This window comes from Wolbachia endosymbiont (group A) of Pherbina coryleti, from assembly GCF_964026875.1.
GTDB classification, from domain to species: Bacteria; Pseudomonadota; Alphaproteobacteria; order Rickettsiales; family Anaplasmataceae; genus Wolbachia; species Wolbachia pipientis.
In genome coordinates this window covers 414075-431518 of sequence record NZ_OZ034706.1, presented here as the reverse complement: position 1 = coordinate 431518, position 17444 = coordinate 414075, and the positions used below count along the sequence as shown (strand labels likewise).

Genomic DNA, 17444 nt, shown 5'->3' with positions numbered 1-17444 from the left:
CTGGTAGACAATGTTCATACAGCAGCTACTCGGATGACACCTTGTGCTTGCTGGCTACAATTGCTAAGGATTTTTATTTAATTTAACTGCATCTTTTGCCTTATCCAATAACCCATTAATAAAACCTATTTCGCTTGGTTTATCAAGTAAATCAGATGCAATGTTAGTATATTCATTAATGACAACTGGAACTGGCGTATCACAATTAGCTAACTCACATATTGCAACACGCAAAATAGATAAGCTTATAAGATTTAACCGTGAAAGGGACCAACTTGGGTGTAAATAAGACTCTATTATTTTATCATATTCTTCACTGCTTTTTATAACCTTATATAACAAGTTTTCTAAGAACTGATGTTCAAATTCTTCACATTCAAATATATCTTTCAACTTATTTATGTAGTCCTCAAGCTCACAATTTTCCAGTTTAAAAGTGCTTTTGTTGTAACCTACGAAAATATTTGAATAAGCAATTTGTACAGCAAGAAATCTTGCCGTGCTTCTTTTTATGCGCCACTTTTTATCTACTGGTTTTTCCTCCATTATTTTAATTTATTGTGTAAATCTATCATACGCAAAACAGTTGAGGCTGCATGGCCACCAACGTTCTTTTTGTTTTTATCAGCTCTAACTAGTGCTTTATCTTTGCTGTCAGCGGTAATTACACCCATACCAAGGGGTATTGCATAATGCATAACAACCTCATTTAAGCCTTCAATTACTCCTTTACAAACATATTGATAATGATCGGTTTCACCGCGAATTACGCACCCAAGAGCTAAATAACCATCATAATTAGTATGCCCACTCTTGACTGCAAAAAGAATTGTAGCTGGTATCTCAAATGTACCAGGAACCTCAATTACATCGTAACTGGCATTACTGCCTTTTAATTTATCAATTGCACCTTCAAGCAAAAGGTTCGCTATTTCAGTATAATAAATCGAATTAACTATTAGTATTCTCGACATTTACTACCACTTTTTTTGTTAAAAACAACTTTATTAATGACTGTTGAATTAGAGTTATAATATTACTAAATATCCAATATATTACCAGGCCGGCAGGAAAAGAAGAAAAAATAAAGACAGAAATGTAAGGTAAAAACTTCATAACATTTACTTGAATATCATCTTTACTGGTTTGATCTTTCTCACTTAGCTTCTGCTGAATTATCATGGTGGCACCGAAAATTATAGGTAAAATGCCTATAGAAATAGGAAAGTTATAATTAAACAACCCAAATAATGTAAAGATGTTCGTTGGGTCAGGAGCTGAAAGATCCTTAATCCATAAAAAAAAAGGAGCATGCCTCATCTCTATAGTAACAAATAATACTTTATATAGAGCAAAAAATACCGGTATTTGTATTAGCATGGGAAAAATGCTCGACATTGGATTTACGTTGTTTCTCTTAAACAATGCAATTGTCTCTTTATGCTGCTTTAAGCTGTCATTTTTATACAACTCTTTTATACGAGTTAATTCAGGCTGCAGGCTTTTTACCTTAAACATCGAAATATATGATCTATTAGATAAGGAAAGCATCAAAAGTTTGATTACTAAAGTCAGCAATAATATTGCTAAGCCAAAATTTTTTAAAACGAAGTTAAAATATTCAAGCAGTAAAAACACTGGTTTAGTTATAAAGTAAAGAACACCAAAATCTACAGCTTTATCAAACAGGGGTATATTGAGAGTGTCCTTATAAGAATCCAGTAAATTCAACTTTTTTGCTCCAGCAAAAAAATAATTCACATTAGAAACGCTTGCACCAGGAAGTATGCTCTTGTAAGGTTTGACAAAATCTACTTGGAATTTATCAGTATTATTAACGTTTGTGTGTTTAATGCTTACATTTATTTTATCAGATTTTTCAGGTATGATGGCTGTGAGCCAGTATTTATCAGCAAAACCAAGCCAATTTTTTTCACTCGTGCTTGCTTTTATTAAATGTTTTTTGGAAATATCCTTATATGTCCACTCCTCTAGTTTATTATCAAATGCACCCAGTACTCCTTCATGGGATATCCAATAAGATTCGTTGATATTGTCACGTTTACGGTTAATTTTACCATAAGGAACCAAAACTACATTATCCTTTGTATTATTTTCAACAACTTGCTCAACTTTAAACATGTAATTATCGTCGAGGTTAATTTTCATTCTAAATAAAATGCCATTCTCATTGTCCCAAGATAAATTGACCTCTTTTTGATTAAGTTTATCTGCTCGCCAGACTGCTTTAGAATCTGGAACTTTAATCTTGTTACTCGGATCGAGCCACCCAAATTCTGCAAAATATACATCTTTTGATTCTGCAGGTGACAGTAACACCACTTGTGGAGAAGAAGAACTCGGTTCTAAGTGGTAATTAGTTAAAATTAAGTCATCAAACCTTGCACCTTTCAGAGAAATTGATCCTTTAATCATGTTATTGGTTAAACTAACCCTCTGTTCTCGAGTAGAATTAATAATTTCAGAACGATTTTGGTGTATTATAGGAGCAAGGTCGTTAAAAGATTCGATATGTTCAATATTTTCAATCAATGGCTGATTTTGGTTTGTACTAAAAAAATTATCATAAATAATACGCCAAGACACCATGATTAACATGGAAAGGATAGCTGCCAAAATTAAACTTTTTGCTTCTGACATGAAATTAAATCAAACATATCTTCTTAAAGTGTATACTAAATATTGTACTAAAACAATGAAATTTACTTATTTTTAATAATAACTTTTAACGCTGATCTTTAAAATTTATTTTAATAGCTTCAAATTTTAACAATATGAACGCGGTGAAAAATCTAGTTATTTGGTTGCTAATAATAGCCACTACTGCAATGCTTATTGATTCACAAAGGGACAAACTAAGCGACAGATTTCTCAGTACTTTTTTACCATATAAAGGAAGAATTCAAAATAGCGGTCAGAATAGTGGAAGTATTGAATTTACAAAGTCATATGATGGACACTTTTATATTCAGGCTCAAGTCAATGATCGCAATATAACGTTTTTGCTTGATACTGGAGCAACCGATATTGTTCTATCACAAAAAGACGCATTACATGTTGGTATTAACTTACAAAATGTTCAGGATTTTAAAATATATGAAACTGCGAAAGGTCAAATAAAAGCTGGAGTGGTTCAAATACCTCAAGTTAAAATAGGAAATTTTTTGATTAATGATGTACAGGCAAGCGTTAACACTCATTCTATGTCTCATTCACTACTTGGAATGAGCTTTTTAAGGTATTTTCATTTCACTATAAGAGATAATAAGTTGATATTATACCGCGACTAAACACTTCTACAATCTACTTATCAAAGCTCTGTAGGTCAATATAGGAGCAGAAATAAATATTGCAGAACAAGTGCCAATCAAAATACCAAAAAAAATGATCAAGCTGAAGTCTCTCACTGCATCTGTGCAGATTAATACCAAAGGAAGAGCAGCAAGAAGGGTTGTACCAGAAGTTAATATAGTGCGAAATAATGTAGCGTTGATACTTGCATCTACTACCTCACTCATCCGCCCACTTTTACCACTCCTGCGATACTCTCGAATCCGATCATATATAATTACTGAGTTATTGATTGAATAACCAATGACAGTGAGGAGAGCTGCAACTGATGAAATATTAAACTCAATGCCAGTTAGGCTAATAAAACCAACAGTTAAAATCACGTCATGAATCAGTGCTGTTATTCCACTGAATCCACATTGCCAATTAAATCTAAACCAAACGTAAAAAAATATTCCAACAATCGCGATCAACATGGATAACATTCCTTCAAATATTTGTGTTGAGCTTATTTGTGGGCCAACATAGTCTATTTTACGATAGCTTATTGAGCTACCTAGCTTTTCTTCTAGTATGCTTTTTATCTTTTTGATTTTATCTTCATCTCCTTCATCTTTAAAACGCATGACTAAATTATCACCCGCTTTTGAACTCTGCACTGTAAAACCATTTTCTTTTAATGCATCGAGAATAGAGTGATTCTCATCTGAAGATTTTATCTCTATCAAAATTCCGCCTGCAAAGTCTATGCCTAAGTTCACTCCACGCAGTACAACAATGAGCATTGAAAAGATGATAAGAATAATGCTAACGAGTGCTGTCAAATTTCTATATTTACTAAACTTGATATTGAGGTTATCTGGAATGAGTCTAAGTGCCATGCTATTTACTTAAACTTGAATTTTATATACTTTTCAAAAAATTCACTAGTTTATTCTGTGATTGTTTGATTATGTCAATTTTTCCATCAGTTAATTCTTGTCTGTCAATTAAGTTCTATCTAGCTTGCATACTACCATTTTGAAGTACATTACAAAAGCGAAATACTGCCAATTTGGCCCATCATTTTATCTCTGCAAGCTTATCCCCCCCTTGCTATGTTAGCAACGCAACCTAAGCTAGGTTCCTTCATAGCAGTGTTAGGTACACTGCCATATCTTTCAAAACTTTCATGCTCTATAGCTTCCTCAACACTTTTTCCTCCTAAAAGACAGTTTTCCCCTAAACTTTTTCCCCTATTTTTTAACTCATTAAGCCTTGCTCTGTTTTCCCCATCAATCTCCACTTTTATTTTATTGCTGCCTTTCTCACTAGGACTTAGATAAATACTTATCTCTCCTACCTCAGTAGCAAAAGACATTTCAATACCACCTTTTGAGACATCCATGTAATTTCTTTTTCCCCCTATTTCTTCTACATTTTCAACTCTTACTATACTTTCTCCAATTTTGAGTATGCCAACTCTTAAATTTAAGTCTTTGGCTTTTTCATTGTTTAGGATTTCTGCAACTTCAACAATACTATCTTGCGAATATTCTATACAAAAATATCCATTATCCTTGTCTACTCCTAATACATTTTGAGTCTGCTTGCTTTTGTTTACAATACTTTCATATGCTAAATTATTAAGTCCTAAAATATTTTTATTCCTTTGACTTAAAATCTCTTTTTCTCTGTAAATACAATTTACATAATCATCGTACCTTTCTTTAGTAAATTTATTTAAAGTTGCACCCTCCGATATTACTTGTAATATCTTTTTCTCCTCTAGAAGTCTAGAATTCTCAGTAGAATCGACCCAATATAGTTCTTGTGTTGTATTAATTATACAGTCTACAAAGGACTCGCCGTCTCTATATGGAAAAGTGAACATAATTCTTTGTTCCAGTGCTTGGCTTATAACTTCATCAAGTCTCCCTTTCAACTCCTCAATATCATCTTCACATAGACCAACTTCATGTGAACTACTAAGGATTTTGTCCATTTCTTGCCAAATATTTTCATACTTCTCCCTTTCTGCTTTATTCAGTTCTATTTGGGCTAAAAAAAAAGAATCTTTTTTTCTTATTATGTTTGTGTTTTCATCATGAAAACTTAGATGACTGTAGCGTTCACCACAATCTGTATCATAATGACCAACATTATCATCACCACCATACGCGTCAAGTTAAGAGATTGTGAGCAAATTTAGAGAGGTTAAAGTGGATACTCTAGCCCTTCTACGTTTGTCTTTTAATGAAAATCGCGACCAAGTTATAGTGAGTTTTTTAAGAAATGCTTTTAAACTATTAATTTTGGTTAATACTAAAAATAACTCTCTAACCCGCCTTTTTAGCTCAATAAATGCCTTTGTTAAGCTAAGTTCTGTATTCTTTTTCACTTCTGTGCAACCAACTATGCCGTGAAATATAAGAATTGCGCACAATTTAGCATATAGTTCACATAATACTCTGCATGGCTTTCCTTTTAGCTTATCAAGCCTGATATGGCTTTTATACAATTTAAATAATAACTCAATTTGCCACCTTACTCTGTAAATCGTTAATACTTGCTCAGCACTAATTTTATTTTCTGGAACATTAGTTATAAATATTGACCAGTTCAACAATTTTTGATTTCTTTTAGAGGATCTGCGATCTTGCTAATCTATTAGCTTTCCTTCTTCTGCCCATAGACTGTTCTTCAGTTAGTTTCTGACATATAATTCTTACTCTAATTTTTGCTTCTTTTCCTAACAATACCTCGTTTTCTAAAAATAACTTATCCTCTCAACATTCTAATAACTCCATTTTTTGATTTGTTTCTACATCATATATGTTGGTATCGACGACTTATGAAATAAGCTCCTATTTCATTGATTTGTTTAAAAGAACTTGGCACAAAATAACCGAGATCAGATATTAGCAAATCATTGCTTAATATATTACTTAAATGTTTCCTATATCCCTGGTCTGATCTTACCCCCTCCGTTAAATTAAGTTGGTCTATTATCTGATTCATGTAGTCGAAAACTAATTGTAACTTTATTCCAGACTTAGTATTGCTTTCATAGCCACTGTAGCTAGTACCATAACCTTTATACATCTCTTCCATACTGTTAGGTAGAGTAATATAGCTACTGTCCAATAATTTAACACTATTAAATTGCTGTAAGATTTTGCAATCAACTTGCAAGATATTTTTAAAGAGAATCACAGATTCATTATACATCCTTTTCATAAATTCCACTGCTTCTTCAGTAAATCTAAAATCCAAACCTTGTTTTGTTATATCTATCGAGTCCTCGTTTAGTAATTGACACATTGTTTCTACGCTACAATTATCAACTCCTATATTACCCAAGACCATGGCTTTTACGAATGATGAACCTTTTAGCTTTCTCTTTCTTTTTATAAACCTTGTTGTAATTGAGATTTTCTCTGCTTTTTCATTAAAAAATTCTTTGAGCTTTTTTGATAAGCAAGTTATTTTATTCATTGGTTCTCTCACTAAAAGTATATCTGGGAGAACTTATACCTTATTATTCTATCTCTTTCATACCTTTATTTCCTTAACTTGACGCGTATGATCATCACCACAGTCCGAACTGTCTTCTGAGTTCCCATCACTATCTGACCAATTGTTAACTTTCGGAAATTCTGAGCTTTTCTGTTCACCTTCAAAAGTCTGATTACTACCACCAGCGCCCTTTGTCAAATTTTCTTTACTTTCACAAGAACCATCTGAACCATAGCCCTCATTCCCTTTTGGATCTGAATCATCTGGATTACAATCAGAAGTTATTTCTGTATCTTCAGAAATCTGTTGATTATCACTTTCACCTAACAAACCACCATTTGTTGGATTACATACATTTTCTGTATATTTTTGATTATTTTGTGCTTCTATTTTCCTCTTCTTGTACAACGGTTCAAACTGATCAATTTCAATCGATCGTACTCGTTTCCTTGAAGGAAAGTCCTCTGGAATCTGATCCTCATCGTCAGAATTGTGACCTGAATCACAAATTACATGATCATTGCAGGTAGAATTATGCTCTACTGAATCAGTACTTTCAAAAATTTGTGGATTATTACTCACGTCTGGCAAATCACCTGATAAACCAGTCTGATGATGATTTTCACCTGCCCAACCATCAGTTGGTGTTGGAATGCATATTCCTGTATATCTTTGGCTATCAAGAGAATCATTAGTTAATTGTACTGCTGTATAAGTTGTCCGGTCATCCTCATCATCGGAACTAATACCTGAATCATGGCCATCACCTTCTTCAATCTTTTGAGTTTCTATATCGTGTTCATTTATTTCGCTCGACGAATCATAGTTGGAAGGGTTATACTGTTGATTAGGACGTTTAAAAATTTGATGCCAATCGCTGTAAGGCTCCTTAAAATCGAAAGCAGTGCGTATAGCTTTTTCCTTGTCTGATACCCCACCATTCATATTGTATAACCATTACTCACTAATCCCTTAGTGAATATCGTAATATATAGGTCTGTCAATAAAAAAATATAACTTTCTTTGGTTCTAACCTTTGCAAATCAGTATCTATAGCCCGGTAATTTCTCATATATTGCACTCTGGACCTAGGAGCGTTGTTAATAAATCCACGACAGCTAGACAACCTTCGCCCGTTTACTAAAAGGAAAAGCAGCAAAGAGCGAACCAAAAGCGATAAGAAAGGATCCAAGCCAGATTATAGACATTCCAGGTTTATAGTGCACTTTGGCTGCGATTTTGCTCTTACTCTTATCAATCTCTCCAATTACAACATAAATATCAGAAAATAAATTGTGGTAGATACTGCTTTCAACATTTTTCTGACCTTCCACAAGGTAAAATCTATATTCAGGGGTCATCTCACCTAATATCTTATTATTCAGCAAATTCCTGATATCCATTGTACCCCTCACTGCATGGAAATTTTTTTCTTTTATTAGCTCAATATTTCGTAAAGTAACTTTAAATTTATTGACTGTTATGCTATCCCCTATTTTTAAGTAATTTTCTTTTTTCTCCTGCAAACCAACCGAATATGCTATACCAAGCACTAGAATTGCCACTCCAGCATGAGCTGCCATCATTGCATAGTAGGATTTAGAAACTTTTCTTGCTAATAAAATTGATTCACCAAATGCTACCTTAAATAAACAAATTCTTTTACTGTATGCTTCTAAAACAAAGATTAATAATGCTATGGAGATAGTAATTGATAGCACAATTATTAGCTCCATGTGAAAAATAAACGGCAAAATAGCTGCAGCACTACAAAATGAAAATCTATATTCACGGAATATTGGCAATAGACTATTTCCCTGCCAACTGCAGTATTGCCCAATTATCGTGAGGGCTAGAATAGCCAGTGCAATAGGGTTAAATAAGGAATTATAGTATGGTGCTCCAACTGAAATTAATTCACCGGTTAAATATTCGAGCACTGTAGGGTATAAAGTGCCAACGAACACAATGAAAAAGGCAGTGATGAATAATAAATTGTTCATCAGCATCATCGTAAGGCGTGAAAAGAATCTTCTACCCTCTGTCACTTGAGTAGCAGGTTTCTTTTCAGATTCCAGTGTCAAGCATTGGAATGACATCGCAGACGTGTGATTTTTTCTCGTAAATACTACAAATATTACTAAGCTACTGACTGTAATTACACCAAGTAGAGCTAATATATATAGTCCATATCTTGGATCATCTGCAAACGTGTGCACTGAGGTAAGTATTCCTGAGCGGACTAGAAATGTTCCAGTCACACTCAATATAAAAGTTGTAAGCGTAAGTAAAATAGCAAAGTTCCTTAAAACATTGAAATTTCGCACCACGAGCAACAAATGTGTCAGCGCTACTGCAATTAGCCACGGCATCAAAGAAACGTTTTCCACTGGATCCCAAAACCAAAATCCACCCCACCCAAGTTCGCGATATGCCCACCAGCTACCTAAGCTGATGCCCAAAGTGAGCAGCGACCAAGAAATAAGTACCCAAGGCCTGACAATTTTAGCCCAAACATTTCCTTCAGTATTTAAAATTAATCCAGCTATAGAGAGCGAAAAAGGAACGCTAAATCCAAGGTACCCCAAATATAATATCGGTGGATGAATAGCAAGGCCTATATCCTGCAATATCGGATTAAAACCCAATCCATCTGTTTCAATGCCTGGCATTTTAGTGAAGGGGCTGGATTCAATTAAAGTGAACAGCAAAAAACAAAAGCAAATCAGCCCATGAGTGATAAGAGATATTTTTTTTAATTTACTACCATTAGTTCGTTCTGGTGTCATTCCAGTGCTTGACACTGGAATCCAGTTTTTATTACACTGCCATTTGATGTACTCATTTGCAATTAAATTGTCTGGATCCCAGTGTCTGGGCACTGGGATGACAGAAGAAGAGACTGGGATGACAGAGGGGGAAACTGGGATGACAGAAGGTATATAAATATCCATTAGTAATAAATACATGACAAGCACTAAGGTCCAAAGCAACATGGACCCTTCTTTGTTTCCCCAAACACCACAAATCTTGTAGATCAAAGGTTTTGTTGTGTGTGAGTGGTAGTATACGTTTTCAAGTGAAAAATCATTTGTAATGTGGCAGTAGATCAAAATAGCCATTGACACTGATACACAAAAAAATATGGCAGTGGTAATAAACCGACAAGAACTAAGCGGTAAAAACAAATATGTCAAAGACAATAAGCAGGCTAGCAATAGCAATATATTCCCAAGTTCAGGCATAAAAAATTATAGTTTTTATATAAACAATATTACTGATGACAAGTTAGAAGTTAAAGTGTTAATTGATGCTAGCATAATGCTCCCGTAGTTAGCTGTGCTAGTATTAATTAAAAATTAAATATTAAATCTTTATACTTTTATAGATAGCGTTAATATTGAGGTAACATTGTGGGTACAACTAAGATTAGTAAATTTCCATTCAATATAAAAGGTAAAGTGGCAAAACAACATGCCGAACCAATAATCGAAAAAAATCTCTATACTATTTTAGGATTCAAAGATATAGAAGATTTTGAAAATAAGACAAGTAAGCTTGTTAATAAAAAAGTTTGGCAATCATTTGTTGACTGCTTTGCAAAAGAAATAGATTATGCAGCAACCGAAAAAGTTGTAAAAAGCATCGTTTGTAACATTGCAAAGAGTGATCGCGGTGATGCTTTTACCAAAACTGAACATCTCATATTAAATGAAAAACAAGATAATAAAAAGAGAGAAAAAGCGATTAGAAAAGCTATTAGTATTTTGAGAAAAATCAATCCAGAAAAAGCCTTTAATGAACTTTCAGTAATAAAAAAACAAGCTGAAGATTTTTTACAAACCGATTTTTGTAAAGCACAGAGTAAATCACTTCAAGGATTTGCTCCCTCTGGTGGACAGCTCTTTGCGGAAACTCTGAAATATATAGAAACACTAGAAAGATTATCCGAAGTAAAAAAAGAAGGGCTAGTTAAAGATTTCTTGTTAAATCATGTTAGTTCATTGAATAAAAAGTATCCTAAATCACAAGGTATAGCTCTTTTTACAATAATCCGAACAGACCGTAATATGCTACTGGCCTGCTATAGCCATAAACACATATCTTATCGCATTCGGACTATTATAAGAAAGGCTATAAAAGGGAAGATGCTATAACAATACTATCAAGTGATGAGTTGAAGAATTTTTACAATAAAGGTGTAGAAGAAGGAATATTACAACCAATGGCATCTTACAAAGAATGTAGAAACCTGTATGACAAAATGAACCAGATAAAAAATGAATCCAAAAGTATAATTAAAAGAGAAGAACGGGAAGAAAATTCGAAGAAAATAGATAAGTCGATAGTCAGCGCGATTAATGACATAAAAAAACATAGAGAAGCAATCCTTAACTGTAAAGACTTTCAAAGTTCTTACATAAAAGAGAAAAAAGAACATCCATTTAGAGGCAACGCATGTCAAAAAATGATTGATATATATCAAGAGAGAATTGTTGGATATCAGGAGAAAATTCGTCAAAACTTAAACCAAATAAAAGCGATATTAAAAAGTGCGCCGCAAGAAATGGATGAAGAATTAGAGGAAATAATCGATGGTATACATGAAGCAAAACAGTTCGATGAAGATTTTGATTCAGCTTTAATTTGTTTATCGAACATGCAGAATGAGCCAGATATTCAACTGGAAAATCCTCCAACAGAGCTAAGAGTTTCACACATTAACGTTAAAACTAAGCTAATTAGGTTATAAGGGCGGGATTTTTGGGATAATTTTAATTCAAGACAGCTCTTAGTCTGTGTTTTAATTTGGTTGTGTTTTATTAAAAAAACTTTAGATTTATTGCATAATTGATACTCAAATATAATGACTCAAACTTGGAATTTGTTGCAAACAGGGCAAAAGGAAGGCTATAAAATTGCGTATACTAATGCTCGTATTATCGACCCAGAAACTAAACTTGATATAAAAGGTTCGCTATTGACTGAAGGGGATAAAATTGTTGATTTTGGCGAATCATTATTTTCAACAAGTGGAGTTGATGAAACAATAGACTGTAAAGGGCTTGTTCTAATGCCAGGCCTTATTGACATTCACGTACATTTTCGTGAACCAGGCCAGGAACATAAAGAAACTATATATACAGGCAGCAAATCTGCAGCTGCGGGGGGAGTTACAACTGTAGTTTGTCAGCCAAACACTGTTCCAGCAATTGATAGCGTTATTTTGGCTAAATATTTGAAATATAGAGCACTTGAAACTTCACATGTAAACGTTGAATTTTACGCTAAAATCACCACTTCGGAAGAACACCTGACTGAAATGGCACTTTTAAAGGAAGCAGGTGCGGTTGGGTTCACCGATGATGGCATGCCAGTTATGAACCCAATGATTATGAGACAGGCGCTGCTTTATTCAAGTATGCTGAATGTTCCTATTGCTCAACATGCAGAAGATTTAAATTTATCAGCAGGTGGTGCAATCAACGAAGGTAAAATTTCTGAAGAATTGGGAGTAAAGGGGATCTTAAGTGCGTCAGAATCGGTTATGGTAAGTCGCGATATACTGCTCATGAAAGATATGGAGAATGTGCACTACCATATTCTACATGTCTCTTCAAAAGATTCACTTGATGCTATTAAACGTGCAAAAGATTTGGGATTAAATGTTACGTGCGAAGTAACCCCTCATCACTTCACTTTGACTGAAGATATAGTAAAACAACATGGGGCAATTGCAAAAATGAACCCGCCACTTCGCACTGAAGAAGATCGTTTAGCTATGGTTGAAGGTTTAAAGACAGGTGTGATTGATTGCATTGCAACCGATCATGCTCCGCATGATCGTAGTTCTAAAGATCTGCCACTTGAAAATGCTGCATTTGGTATTGTTGGTCTTGAAACAATGCTGCCCCTTTCACTTGAACTCTATCACAGTGGGCAAATGGGTCTACTTGATGTGCTCGCAAAATTGACATATAAGCCTGCAGATATAATACACATACCACGTGGTCGTATACAAAAAAACCTTGCTGCAGACTTAATTTTAGTTGACCTCAATCATGAATGGGAAATTAAAACTGACAACTTTGCTAGTAAATCAAAGAATTCTCCTTTCGATGGTCGCAAAGTAAAAGGACACGTAGTACGTACTGTTGTGTCCGGCAAAACTATATACTCGCAGAAGAGTTAGTTATCATATCTTATCTATTCCAATTTGTTATCACCAGAATGGGCTAAGTGCACCTAAATTTAAATTAAGAAATCTTACACTGTCTCCGAATAAACACATCCTCTTATCTTTCCCTAATCTGTAAAGTTATTTTGTCTATCAATCTGATTCCAAAACAGCAAAATTATTGTATAATGTTACTTTGAAGTTTTATTTTCAATGCACAAGTTTGCAATACTTTTTTCTATACTGCTTGCAATAGTTGCTTACTACCTAAACAATGAAATCATATTTGAAATAGCAAAGCTATTTAGTGATATCTTTATCAGCTTGCTCAAATTAATAAGCTTACCTCTGGTTTTTTTATCCATAGTTTCCACAATTTCCGGGCTCAAAGACTCAATTGAAATCAAAGTCTTAGTTAAGAAAACACTATTTTATACTCTGCTTACAACTATTATAGCTGCGTTTGTTGCATTATCGTTTTATTTGTTAATAGATCCAGCAAGAAAAAATTTCATAAGTAATACAATAGGGAGTATTAACAGCAATAACCACAGTTATTTTTCATATTTAAAATCACTCATTCCTTCTAATTTTGTGCAAGTTTTTCTTGAAAATAATATGATTGGTAGCATATTAATCGCTTTTTTGATGGGTGGAGCTATTGTTTCACTTTCAAAAGAAAAGCAGGATATATTACATCAAATATTCTCTGCACTTTTTGATACGCTACTTAAAATTGCTCAGGGGTTACTAAAATTCATTCCGCTTGCTGTGTGGTCCTTTATCACATGTTTTTTGCATGAATTAAAAGGCGGTAGTGAGTTCTACAATCTTTTATGGTATTTTGTTTGCATAATGTCTGCAAATTTTGTGCAGGCATTTCTGATTTTACCGCTATTTATGTGGTATAAAGGCATATCACCAATTCAAACGCTGAAAGGGGTTATGCCAGCACTCACACTTGCGTTTTTTTCTAAATCATCCAGTGCAACATTGCCAACAACTATAGAATGTGTGCAGAACAAGCTAAAGGTGCCAAAGAAATTATCGTCTTTTATTTTACCAATATGCACAACAATTAACATGAATGCATGTGCTGCATTTATACTAATCACTGTAATGTTTGTTGCAGAAATGAACGGATACGTATTTTCCTTAAGCGAAATGTTGATATGGATTTTTTTAGCTACAGGGGCTGCAATTGGTAACGCTGGAGTGCCGATGGGGTGCTATTTTATGGCAACCAGTTATCTCATGTCGATGAATGTTCCTCTGCATATTATGGGACTGATTTTGCCTATTTATACAATCATCGATATGTTTGAAACTGCAATAAATGTGTGGTCTGATGTTTGTATCACTCAGATAATTAATAAAGAATGTAATAGTGAAACTTAAAAAATGATATTAGACGAAAATAACCTAATAATAAAAGAATTTAAAGAAGCAGAAGCAATTTTGCATGGGCATTTTGTTTTATCATCCGGGCTGCATAGTGACACATACATACAGTGTGCGAAGATTTTTGAAAATCCAAGCAGAGCCATGAAAGTTTGCGCATTATTAGCAGATAAAATAAAAAAAGAATTAAATAGCTCCATAGATTTAATATTATCTCCTGCAATTGGTGGAATAATTGTGGGTTATGAGATTGGCAGGCAGCTTGGAATAAAGACAATGTTTTGCGAGCGCGTTAATGGTAAGTTTGAATTACGCCGTGGATTTAAGATCAAAAAGGGTGAGAAAATATTGCTCATTGAAGATGTAATAACCACAGGTAAATCTTCACTTGAAGCAGTGGAATGTGCAGAAGGGGAAGGAGGTAAAGTTGTTGCTGAAGCTTCTTTGATAAAGAGAAATAGTGAAACGAAACTGCCTTTTCCTGTCATATCTTTGATTGAACTGAACATCAAAAACTACAGCGAGGAAGAACTTCCAAGTGAATTAAAACAACTACCCATAACAAAACCTGGGAGTAGGGAATATTTAACAAAGTAATCCTATAATATCTTGGAAACACAGCATTTATACACAGCTTTAGTTATTTACTCCAAGTGTATTTTATGTATACTTATTACTAAATTAATTTTGAAATGATAGAAAATGAACGAATTTAAATCGATCCGAAATATAGCAATAATCGCACACGTTGACCACGGTAAAACTACTTTACTTGATAACATGTTAAAACAAAGTGGCACATTCCGCGAGAATCAAGAAGTTCAAGAACGAGTGATGGATAGTGGTGATCAAGAGCGTGAACGCGGAATTACAATACTTGCAAAATGTACATCAATAATGTGGGGCGATGAAAAGATCAATATTATTGACACGCCAGGGCACGCGGACTTTGGTGGGGAAGTGGAAAGGGTATTGTGCATGGCAGATGGTGTGTTGCTGCTGGTTGACGCTGCAGAAGGTCCCATGCCACAAACAAAATTTGTGCTCTCAAAAGCACTAAAAGCAAATTTGAAGCCAATTGTGATAATCAATAAGGTCGACCGACCAGACAGCAGAATTGATGAAGTATTAAATGAAATATATGAGTTATTTTTTAACCTTGATGCAACCAACGAGCAGCTAGATTTTCCAGTGTTGTATGCTTCAGGTAGAAATGGCTGGTGTGCTAAGGAGCTTTCTGATGAAAGAAAAGATTTAAGCCCATTATTTTCAACGGTTATAGATTATATAAAACCTCCTGTTTATAATCAAAATGCACCTTTTGCTATGTTGGTCACTCTACTTGAGTCTGATAAGTTTCTTGGCAGAATATTGACAGGAAAGGTTTATCAGGGCATTGCAAAAGTCAATTCAGATCTTAAGGTGCTTGACCTCGATGGCAAAGTAATTGAACGAGGAAGATTAACTAAGTTGCTCTCATTTTCTGGCTTGAAACGCATTCCAGTAGAACAAGCTGTGGCGGGAGACATAATTGCAATTGCAGGACTTGAGGAAGCTTCGGTTTCAGATACTATAGCAGCACCAGAAGTTACAACTGCAGTAAGCTCAACTCCAGTTGATCCGCCAACAATGGCGATTACTCTGAGCGTTAATGATTCACCTTTTGCTGGGCAAGAAGGTACAAAGCTTACTTCAACTGCTATAAAGGATCGTTTATATGCGGAAGCAGAAACAAATGTTGCAATTACTGTGACTTTGGCACCAAGCGGTGAAGCATTTGAAGTAGGTGGGCGTGGTGAGTTACAGCTTGGAGTGTTAATTGAAAATATGAGGAGAGAAGGTTTTGAGCTTTCGGTATCACGCCCTCGCGTGTTATTTAAAGAAGAAGGCGGTAAAAAACTTGAACCTATAGAGGAAGTAGTAATTGATGTAGATGATGAATATAGTGGAATCATCATGGAAAAACTCAGCTTCCGTAAAGGTGAAGTAACTGACATGAGACCTTCTGGTAATGGCAGGACAAGATTAACGTTTTTAGTGCCATCAAGAGGATTAATCGGTTATCAAGGAGAGTTTTTAACTGATTCTCGTGGCACAGGCATAATTAACCGTTTATTTCACAGTTATGCTCCACATAGAGGTCCAATTTCTGGAAGGCGCAATGGAGTTTTAATTTCTACAGATAAGGGTGAGGCTGTGGCATATGCAATTTTCAATTTGCAAGACAGGGGAATTATGTTTATTAAGCCACAGGATAAGGTATATTGTGGCATGGTTGTCGGCCAGCATAGCCGTGACAATGATTTGGAGATAAATGTGTTAAAGGGTAAGCAATTAACAAACGTAAGAGCTTCAGGTAGTGATGAAGCTATAAAGCTCACTCCACCAAAGATAATGACACTGGAGGATATGATAGCGTATATAGATGATGATGAATTGGTGGAAGTAACTCCAAAATCTATACGTTTACGCAAGAAATTCCTTGATCCAAATGAACGTAAGCGTGCAGGAAGGGCAAAGAATAAGGAGTAATCAGAGGTTGAACATTTGCGAAAAATAGTGTATAATTATTCGTCTCCTAATTGTATTTAATTATGGCCTTTTCGAAATTTCTCGATCCAAAAAACAATTTCGCGTTCAAGAGAATATTTGGCACTGAGAAAAATAAAGATATTCTCATTCACTTTCTCAATGATATATTGGGCTTCGCTGGCAAAGATGAAATAGAAGAAATAGAATTTCTCAGCACTATCATGGATGCTGAGATTGCCTCTAAAAAACAAAGTATTGTTGATGTTTTCTGTACTGATTCTGCTGGAACCCAGCTAATTATTGAAATGGTGCGACCTGAAAGTCTTCGGTCATATTGTTTAAAAGGAGAGGAATTCCTTCAGAAAGAAACTAAAAGAGTTCTAAAACTTATTAAACCAGATGTTTTGCCATCTGAGTCTACGCATCAGTGCGAATCGGGTAACCGGTTGGTGCCAAGCGATGCGGACAATGAACCTCCTCTTGAAAAAGAAGATGCTCAATCGTGAAAGGAGCATAAACTACA

The 17444-nt window shown here is 34.6% G+C and carries 15 protein-coding genes and 2 pseudogenes; 9 read left to right on the top strand and 8 right to left on the bottom strand.

Annotation, left to right across the window (positions count from 1 at the left end; translation table 11 throughout):
- Positions 1 to 63 precede the first annotated feature (63 nt).
- From nusB to yidC, 3 genes are read right to left on the bottom strand one after another with little or no spacing between them, the layout of a single operon-like run.
- Positions 64 to 546 carry a transcription antitermination factor NusB gene (gene nusB / locus AAGD87_RS02225; RefSeq protein ID WP_341817706.1) on the bottom strand — a complete coding sequence of 161 codons (483 nt, stop codon included), beginning with the start codon at positions 544 to 546 and terminating at the stop codon, positions 64 to 66.
- Positions 546 to 974 carry a 6,7-dimethyl-8-ribityllumazine synthase gene (locus AAGD87_RS02220; protein ID WP_341817705.1) on the bottom strand — a complete coding sequence of 143 codons (429 nt, stop codon included), beginning with the start codon at positions 972 to 974 and terminating at the stop codon, positions 546 to 548. The genes nusB and AAGD87_RS02220 overlap by 1 nt, the downstream gene beginning before the upstream one ends.
- The gene (yidC, locus tag AAGD87_RS02215; RefSeq protein WP_341817704.1) at positions 952 to 2661 is read right to left on the bottom strand and encodes a membrane protein insertase YidC; all 1710 of its coding nucleotides are present in this window, start codon (positions 2659 to 2661) and stop codon (positions 952 to 954) included. Before yidC ends, AAGD87_RS02220 begins: the two co-directional genes overlap by 23 nt.
- A gap of 134 nt (positions 2662 to 2795) precedes the next feature.
- Here yidC and AAGD87_RS02210 point away from each other — a divergent pair, with 134 nt between their 5' ends.
- The gene (locus AAGD87_RS02210; RefSeq protein WP_006279648.1) at positions 2796 to 3311 is read left to right on the top strand and encodes a TIGR02281 family clan AA aspartic protease; all 516 of its coding nucleotides are present in this window, start codon (positions 2796 to 2798) and stop codon (positions 3309 to 3311) included.
- A gap of 6 nt (positions 3312 to 3317) precedes the next feature.
- Here AAGD87_RS02210 and secF read toward each other — a convergent pair whose 3' ends face one another.
- The 5 genes and pseudogenes from secF to AAGD87_RS02185 all read right to left on the bottom strand — a co-directional run bounded on the left by secF (position 3318) and on the right by AAGD87_RS02185 (position 9932).
- A complete protein-coding gene (gene secF / locus AAGD87_RS02205) occupies positions 3318 to 4193 on the bottom strand; it encodes a protein translocase subunit SecF (RefSeq protein WP_264339180.1) in 876 nt (291 codons plus the stop codon).
- A 200-nt stretch (positions 4194 to 4393) separates the two neighbouring features.
- Positions 4394 to 5296, bottom strand: coding sequence for a hypothetical protein (locus AAGD87_RS02200; RefSeq protein ID WP_341817703.1), 903 nt, complete (start codon positions 5294 to 5296; stop codon positions 4394 to 4396).
- Between the two features lie 183 nt (positions 5297 to 5479).
- Positions 5480 to 6789, bottom strand: a pseudogene (locus AAGD87_RS02195) (IS4 family transposase).
- A gap of 57 nt (positions 6790 to 6846) precedes the next feature.
- Complete coding sequence (locus AAGD87_RS02190; protein WP_341817702.1) at positions 6847 to 7755, bottom strand: hypothetical protein; 909 nt, start codon at positions 7753 to 7755, stop codon at positions 6847 to 6849.
- A gap of 173 nt (positions 7756 to 7928) precedes the next feature.
- Positions 7929 to 9932 (bottom strand): heme lyase CcmF/NrfE family subunit, encoded by a 2004-nt coding sequence (locus AAGD87_RS02185; RefSeq protein WP_341817701.1) that lies wholly within the window; start codon positions 9930 to 9932, stop codon positions 7929 to 7931.
- A gap of 22 nt (positions 9933 to 9954) precedes the next feature.
- Here AAGD87_RS02185 and AAGD87_RS02180 point away from each other — a divergent pair, with 22 nt between their 5' ends.
- The 8 genes and pseudogenes from AAGD87_RS02180 to AAGD87_RS02145 form a co-directional block, all read left to right on the top strand.
- Positions 9955 to 10143, top strand: a complete 189-nt coding sequence (locus tag AAGD87_RS02180) for a hypothetical protein (protein WP_022626229.1) — start codon at positions 9955 to 9957, stop codon at positions 10141 to 10143.
- An 80-nt stretch (positions 10144 to 10223) separates the two neighbouring features.
- Complete coding sequence (locus AAGD87_RS02175) at positions 10224 to 10967, top strand: hypothetical protein (RefSeq protein WP_341817700.1); 744 nt, start codon at positions 10224 to 10226, stop codon at positions 10965 to 10967.
- A gap of 20 nt (positions 10968 to 10987) precedes the next feature.
- Complete coding sequence (locus tag AAGD87_RS02170) at positions 10988 to 11563, top strand: hypothetical protein (protein ID WP_341817699.1); 576 nt, start codon at positions 10988 to 10990, stop codon at positions 11561 to 11563.
- Between the two features lie 114 nt (positions 11564 to 11677).
- On the top strand, positions 11678 to 13003 hold the full coding sequence (locus tag AAGD87_RS02165) for a dihydroorotase (protein WP_264339174.1): 1326 nt from the start codon (positions 11678 to 11680) through the stop codon (positions 13001 to 13003).
- Positions 13004 to 13201: 198 nt separating this feature from the next.
- The gene (locus AAGD87_RS02160; RefSeq protein WP_155968759.1) at positions 13202 to 14386 is read left to right on the top strand and encodes a dicarboxylate/amino acid:cation symporter; all 1185 of its coding nucleotides are present in this window, start codon (positions 13202 to 13204) and stop codon (positions 14384 to 14386) included.
- Between the two features lie 3 nt (positions 14387 to 14389).
- Positions 14390 to 14986 carry an orotate phosphoribosyltransferase gene (pyrE, locus tag AAGD87_RS02155; protein WP_006279657.1) on the top strand — a complete coding sequence of 199 codons (597 nt, stop codon included), beginning with the start codon at positions 14390 to 14392 and terminating at the stop codon, positions 14984 to 14986.
- Between the two features lie 105 nt (positions 14987 to 15091).
- Entirely contained in the window at positions 15092 to 16921 is a 1830-nt protein-coding gene (typA, locus tag AAGD87_RS02150) for a translational GTPase TypA (RefSeq protein WP_265023827.1), read from the top strand.
- Between the two features lie 62 nt (positions 16922 to 16983).
- Positions 16984 to 17229: pseudogene (locus AAGD87_RS02145) on the top strand (PD-(D/E)XK nuclease family transposase); the annotation flags it as partial.
- Positions 17230 to 17444 lie beyond the last annotated feature (215 nt).

Excerpts from the sequence above, each read along its gene's own strand:
- AAGD87_RS02185 (WP_341817701.1), bottom strand. The coding sequence starts at position 9,932 with ATGGCTATTTTGATCTACTGCCACATTACAAATGATTTTTCACTTGAA.
- AAGD87_RS02165 (WP_264339174.1), top strand. The coding sequence starts at position 11,678 with ATGACTCAAACTTGGAATTTGTTGCAAACAGGGCAAAAGGAAGGCTAT.
- typA (WP_265023827.1), top strand. The coding sequence starts at position 15,092 with ATGAACGAATTTAAATCGATCCGAAATATAGCAATAATCGCACACGTT.
- secF (WP_264339180.1), bottom strand. The coding sequence starts at position 4,193 with ATGGCACTTAGACTCATTCCAGATAACCTCAATATCAAGTTTAGTAAA.
- AAGD87_RS02200 (WP_341817703.1), bottom strand. The coding sequence starts at position 5,296 with ATGGACAAAATCCTTAGTAGTTCACATGAAGTTGGTCTATGTGAAGAT.
- AAGD87_RS02180 (WP_022626229.1), top strand. The coding sequence starts at position 9,955 with ATGGCAGTGGTAATAAACCGACAAGAACTAAGCGGTAAAAACAAATAT.
- AAGD87_RS02220 (WP_341817705.1), bottom strand. The coding sequence starts at position 974 with ATGTCGAGAATACTAATAGTTAATTCGATTTATTATACTGAAATAGCG.
- AAGD87_RS02210 (WP_006279648.1), top strand. The coding sequence starts at position 2,796 with ATGAACGCGGTGAAAAATCTAGTTATTTGGTTGCTAATAATAGCCACT.
- AAGD87_RS02190 (WP_341817702.1), bottom strand. The coding sequence starts at position 7,755 with ATGAATGGTGGGGTATCAGACAAGGAAAAAGCTATACGCACTGCTTTC.
- nusB (WP_341817706.1), bottom strand. The coding sequence starts at position 546 with ATGGAGGAAAAACCAGTAGATAAAAAGTGGCGCATAAAAAGAAGCACG.
- AAGD87_RS02160 (WP_155968759.1), top strand. The coding sequence starts at position 13,202 with ATGCACAAGTTTGCAATACTTTTTTCTATACTGCTTGCAATAGTTGCT.
- pyrE (WP_006279657.1), top strand. The coding sequence starts at position 14,390 with ATGATATTAGACGAAAATAACCTAATAATAAAAGAATTTAAAGAAGCA.
- yidC (WP_341817704.1), bottom strand. The coding sequence starts at position 2,661 with ATGTCAGAAGCAAAAAGTTTAATTTTGGCAGCTATCCTTTCCATGTTA.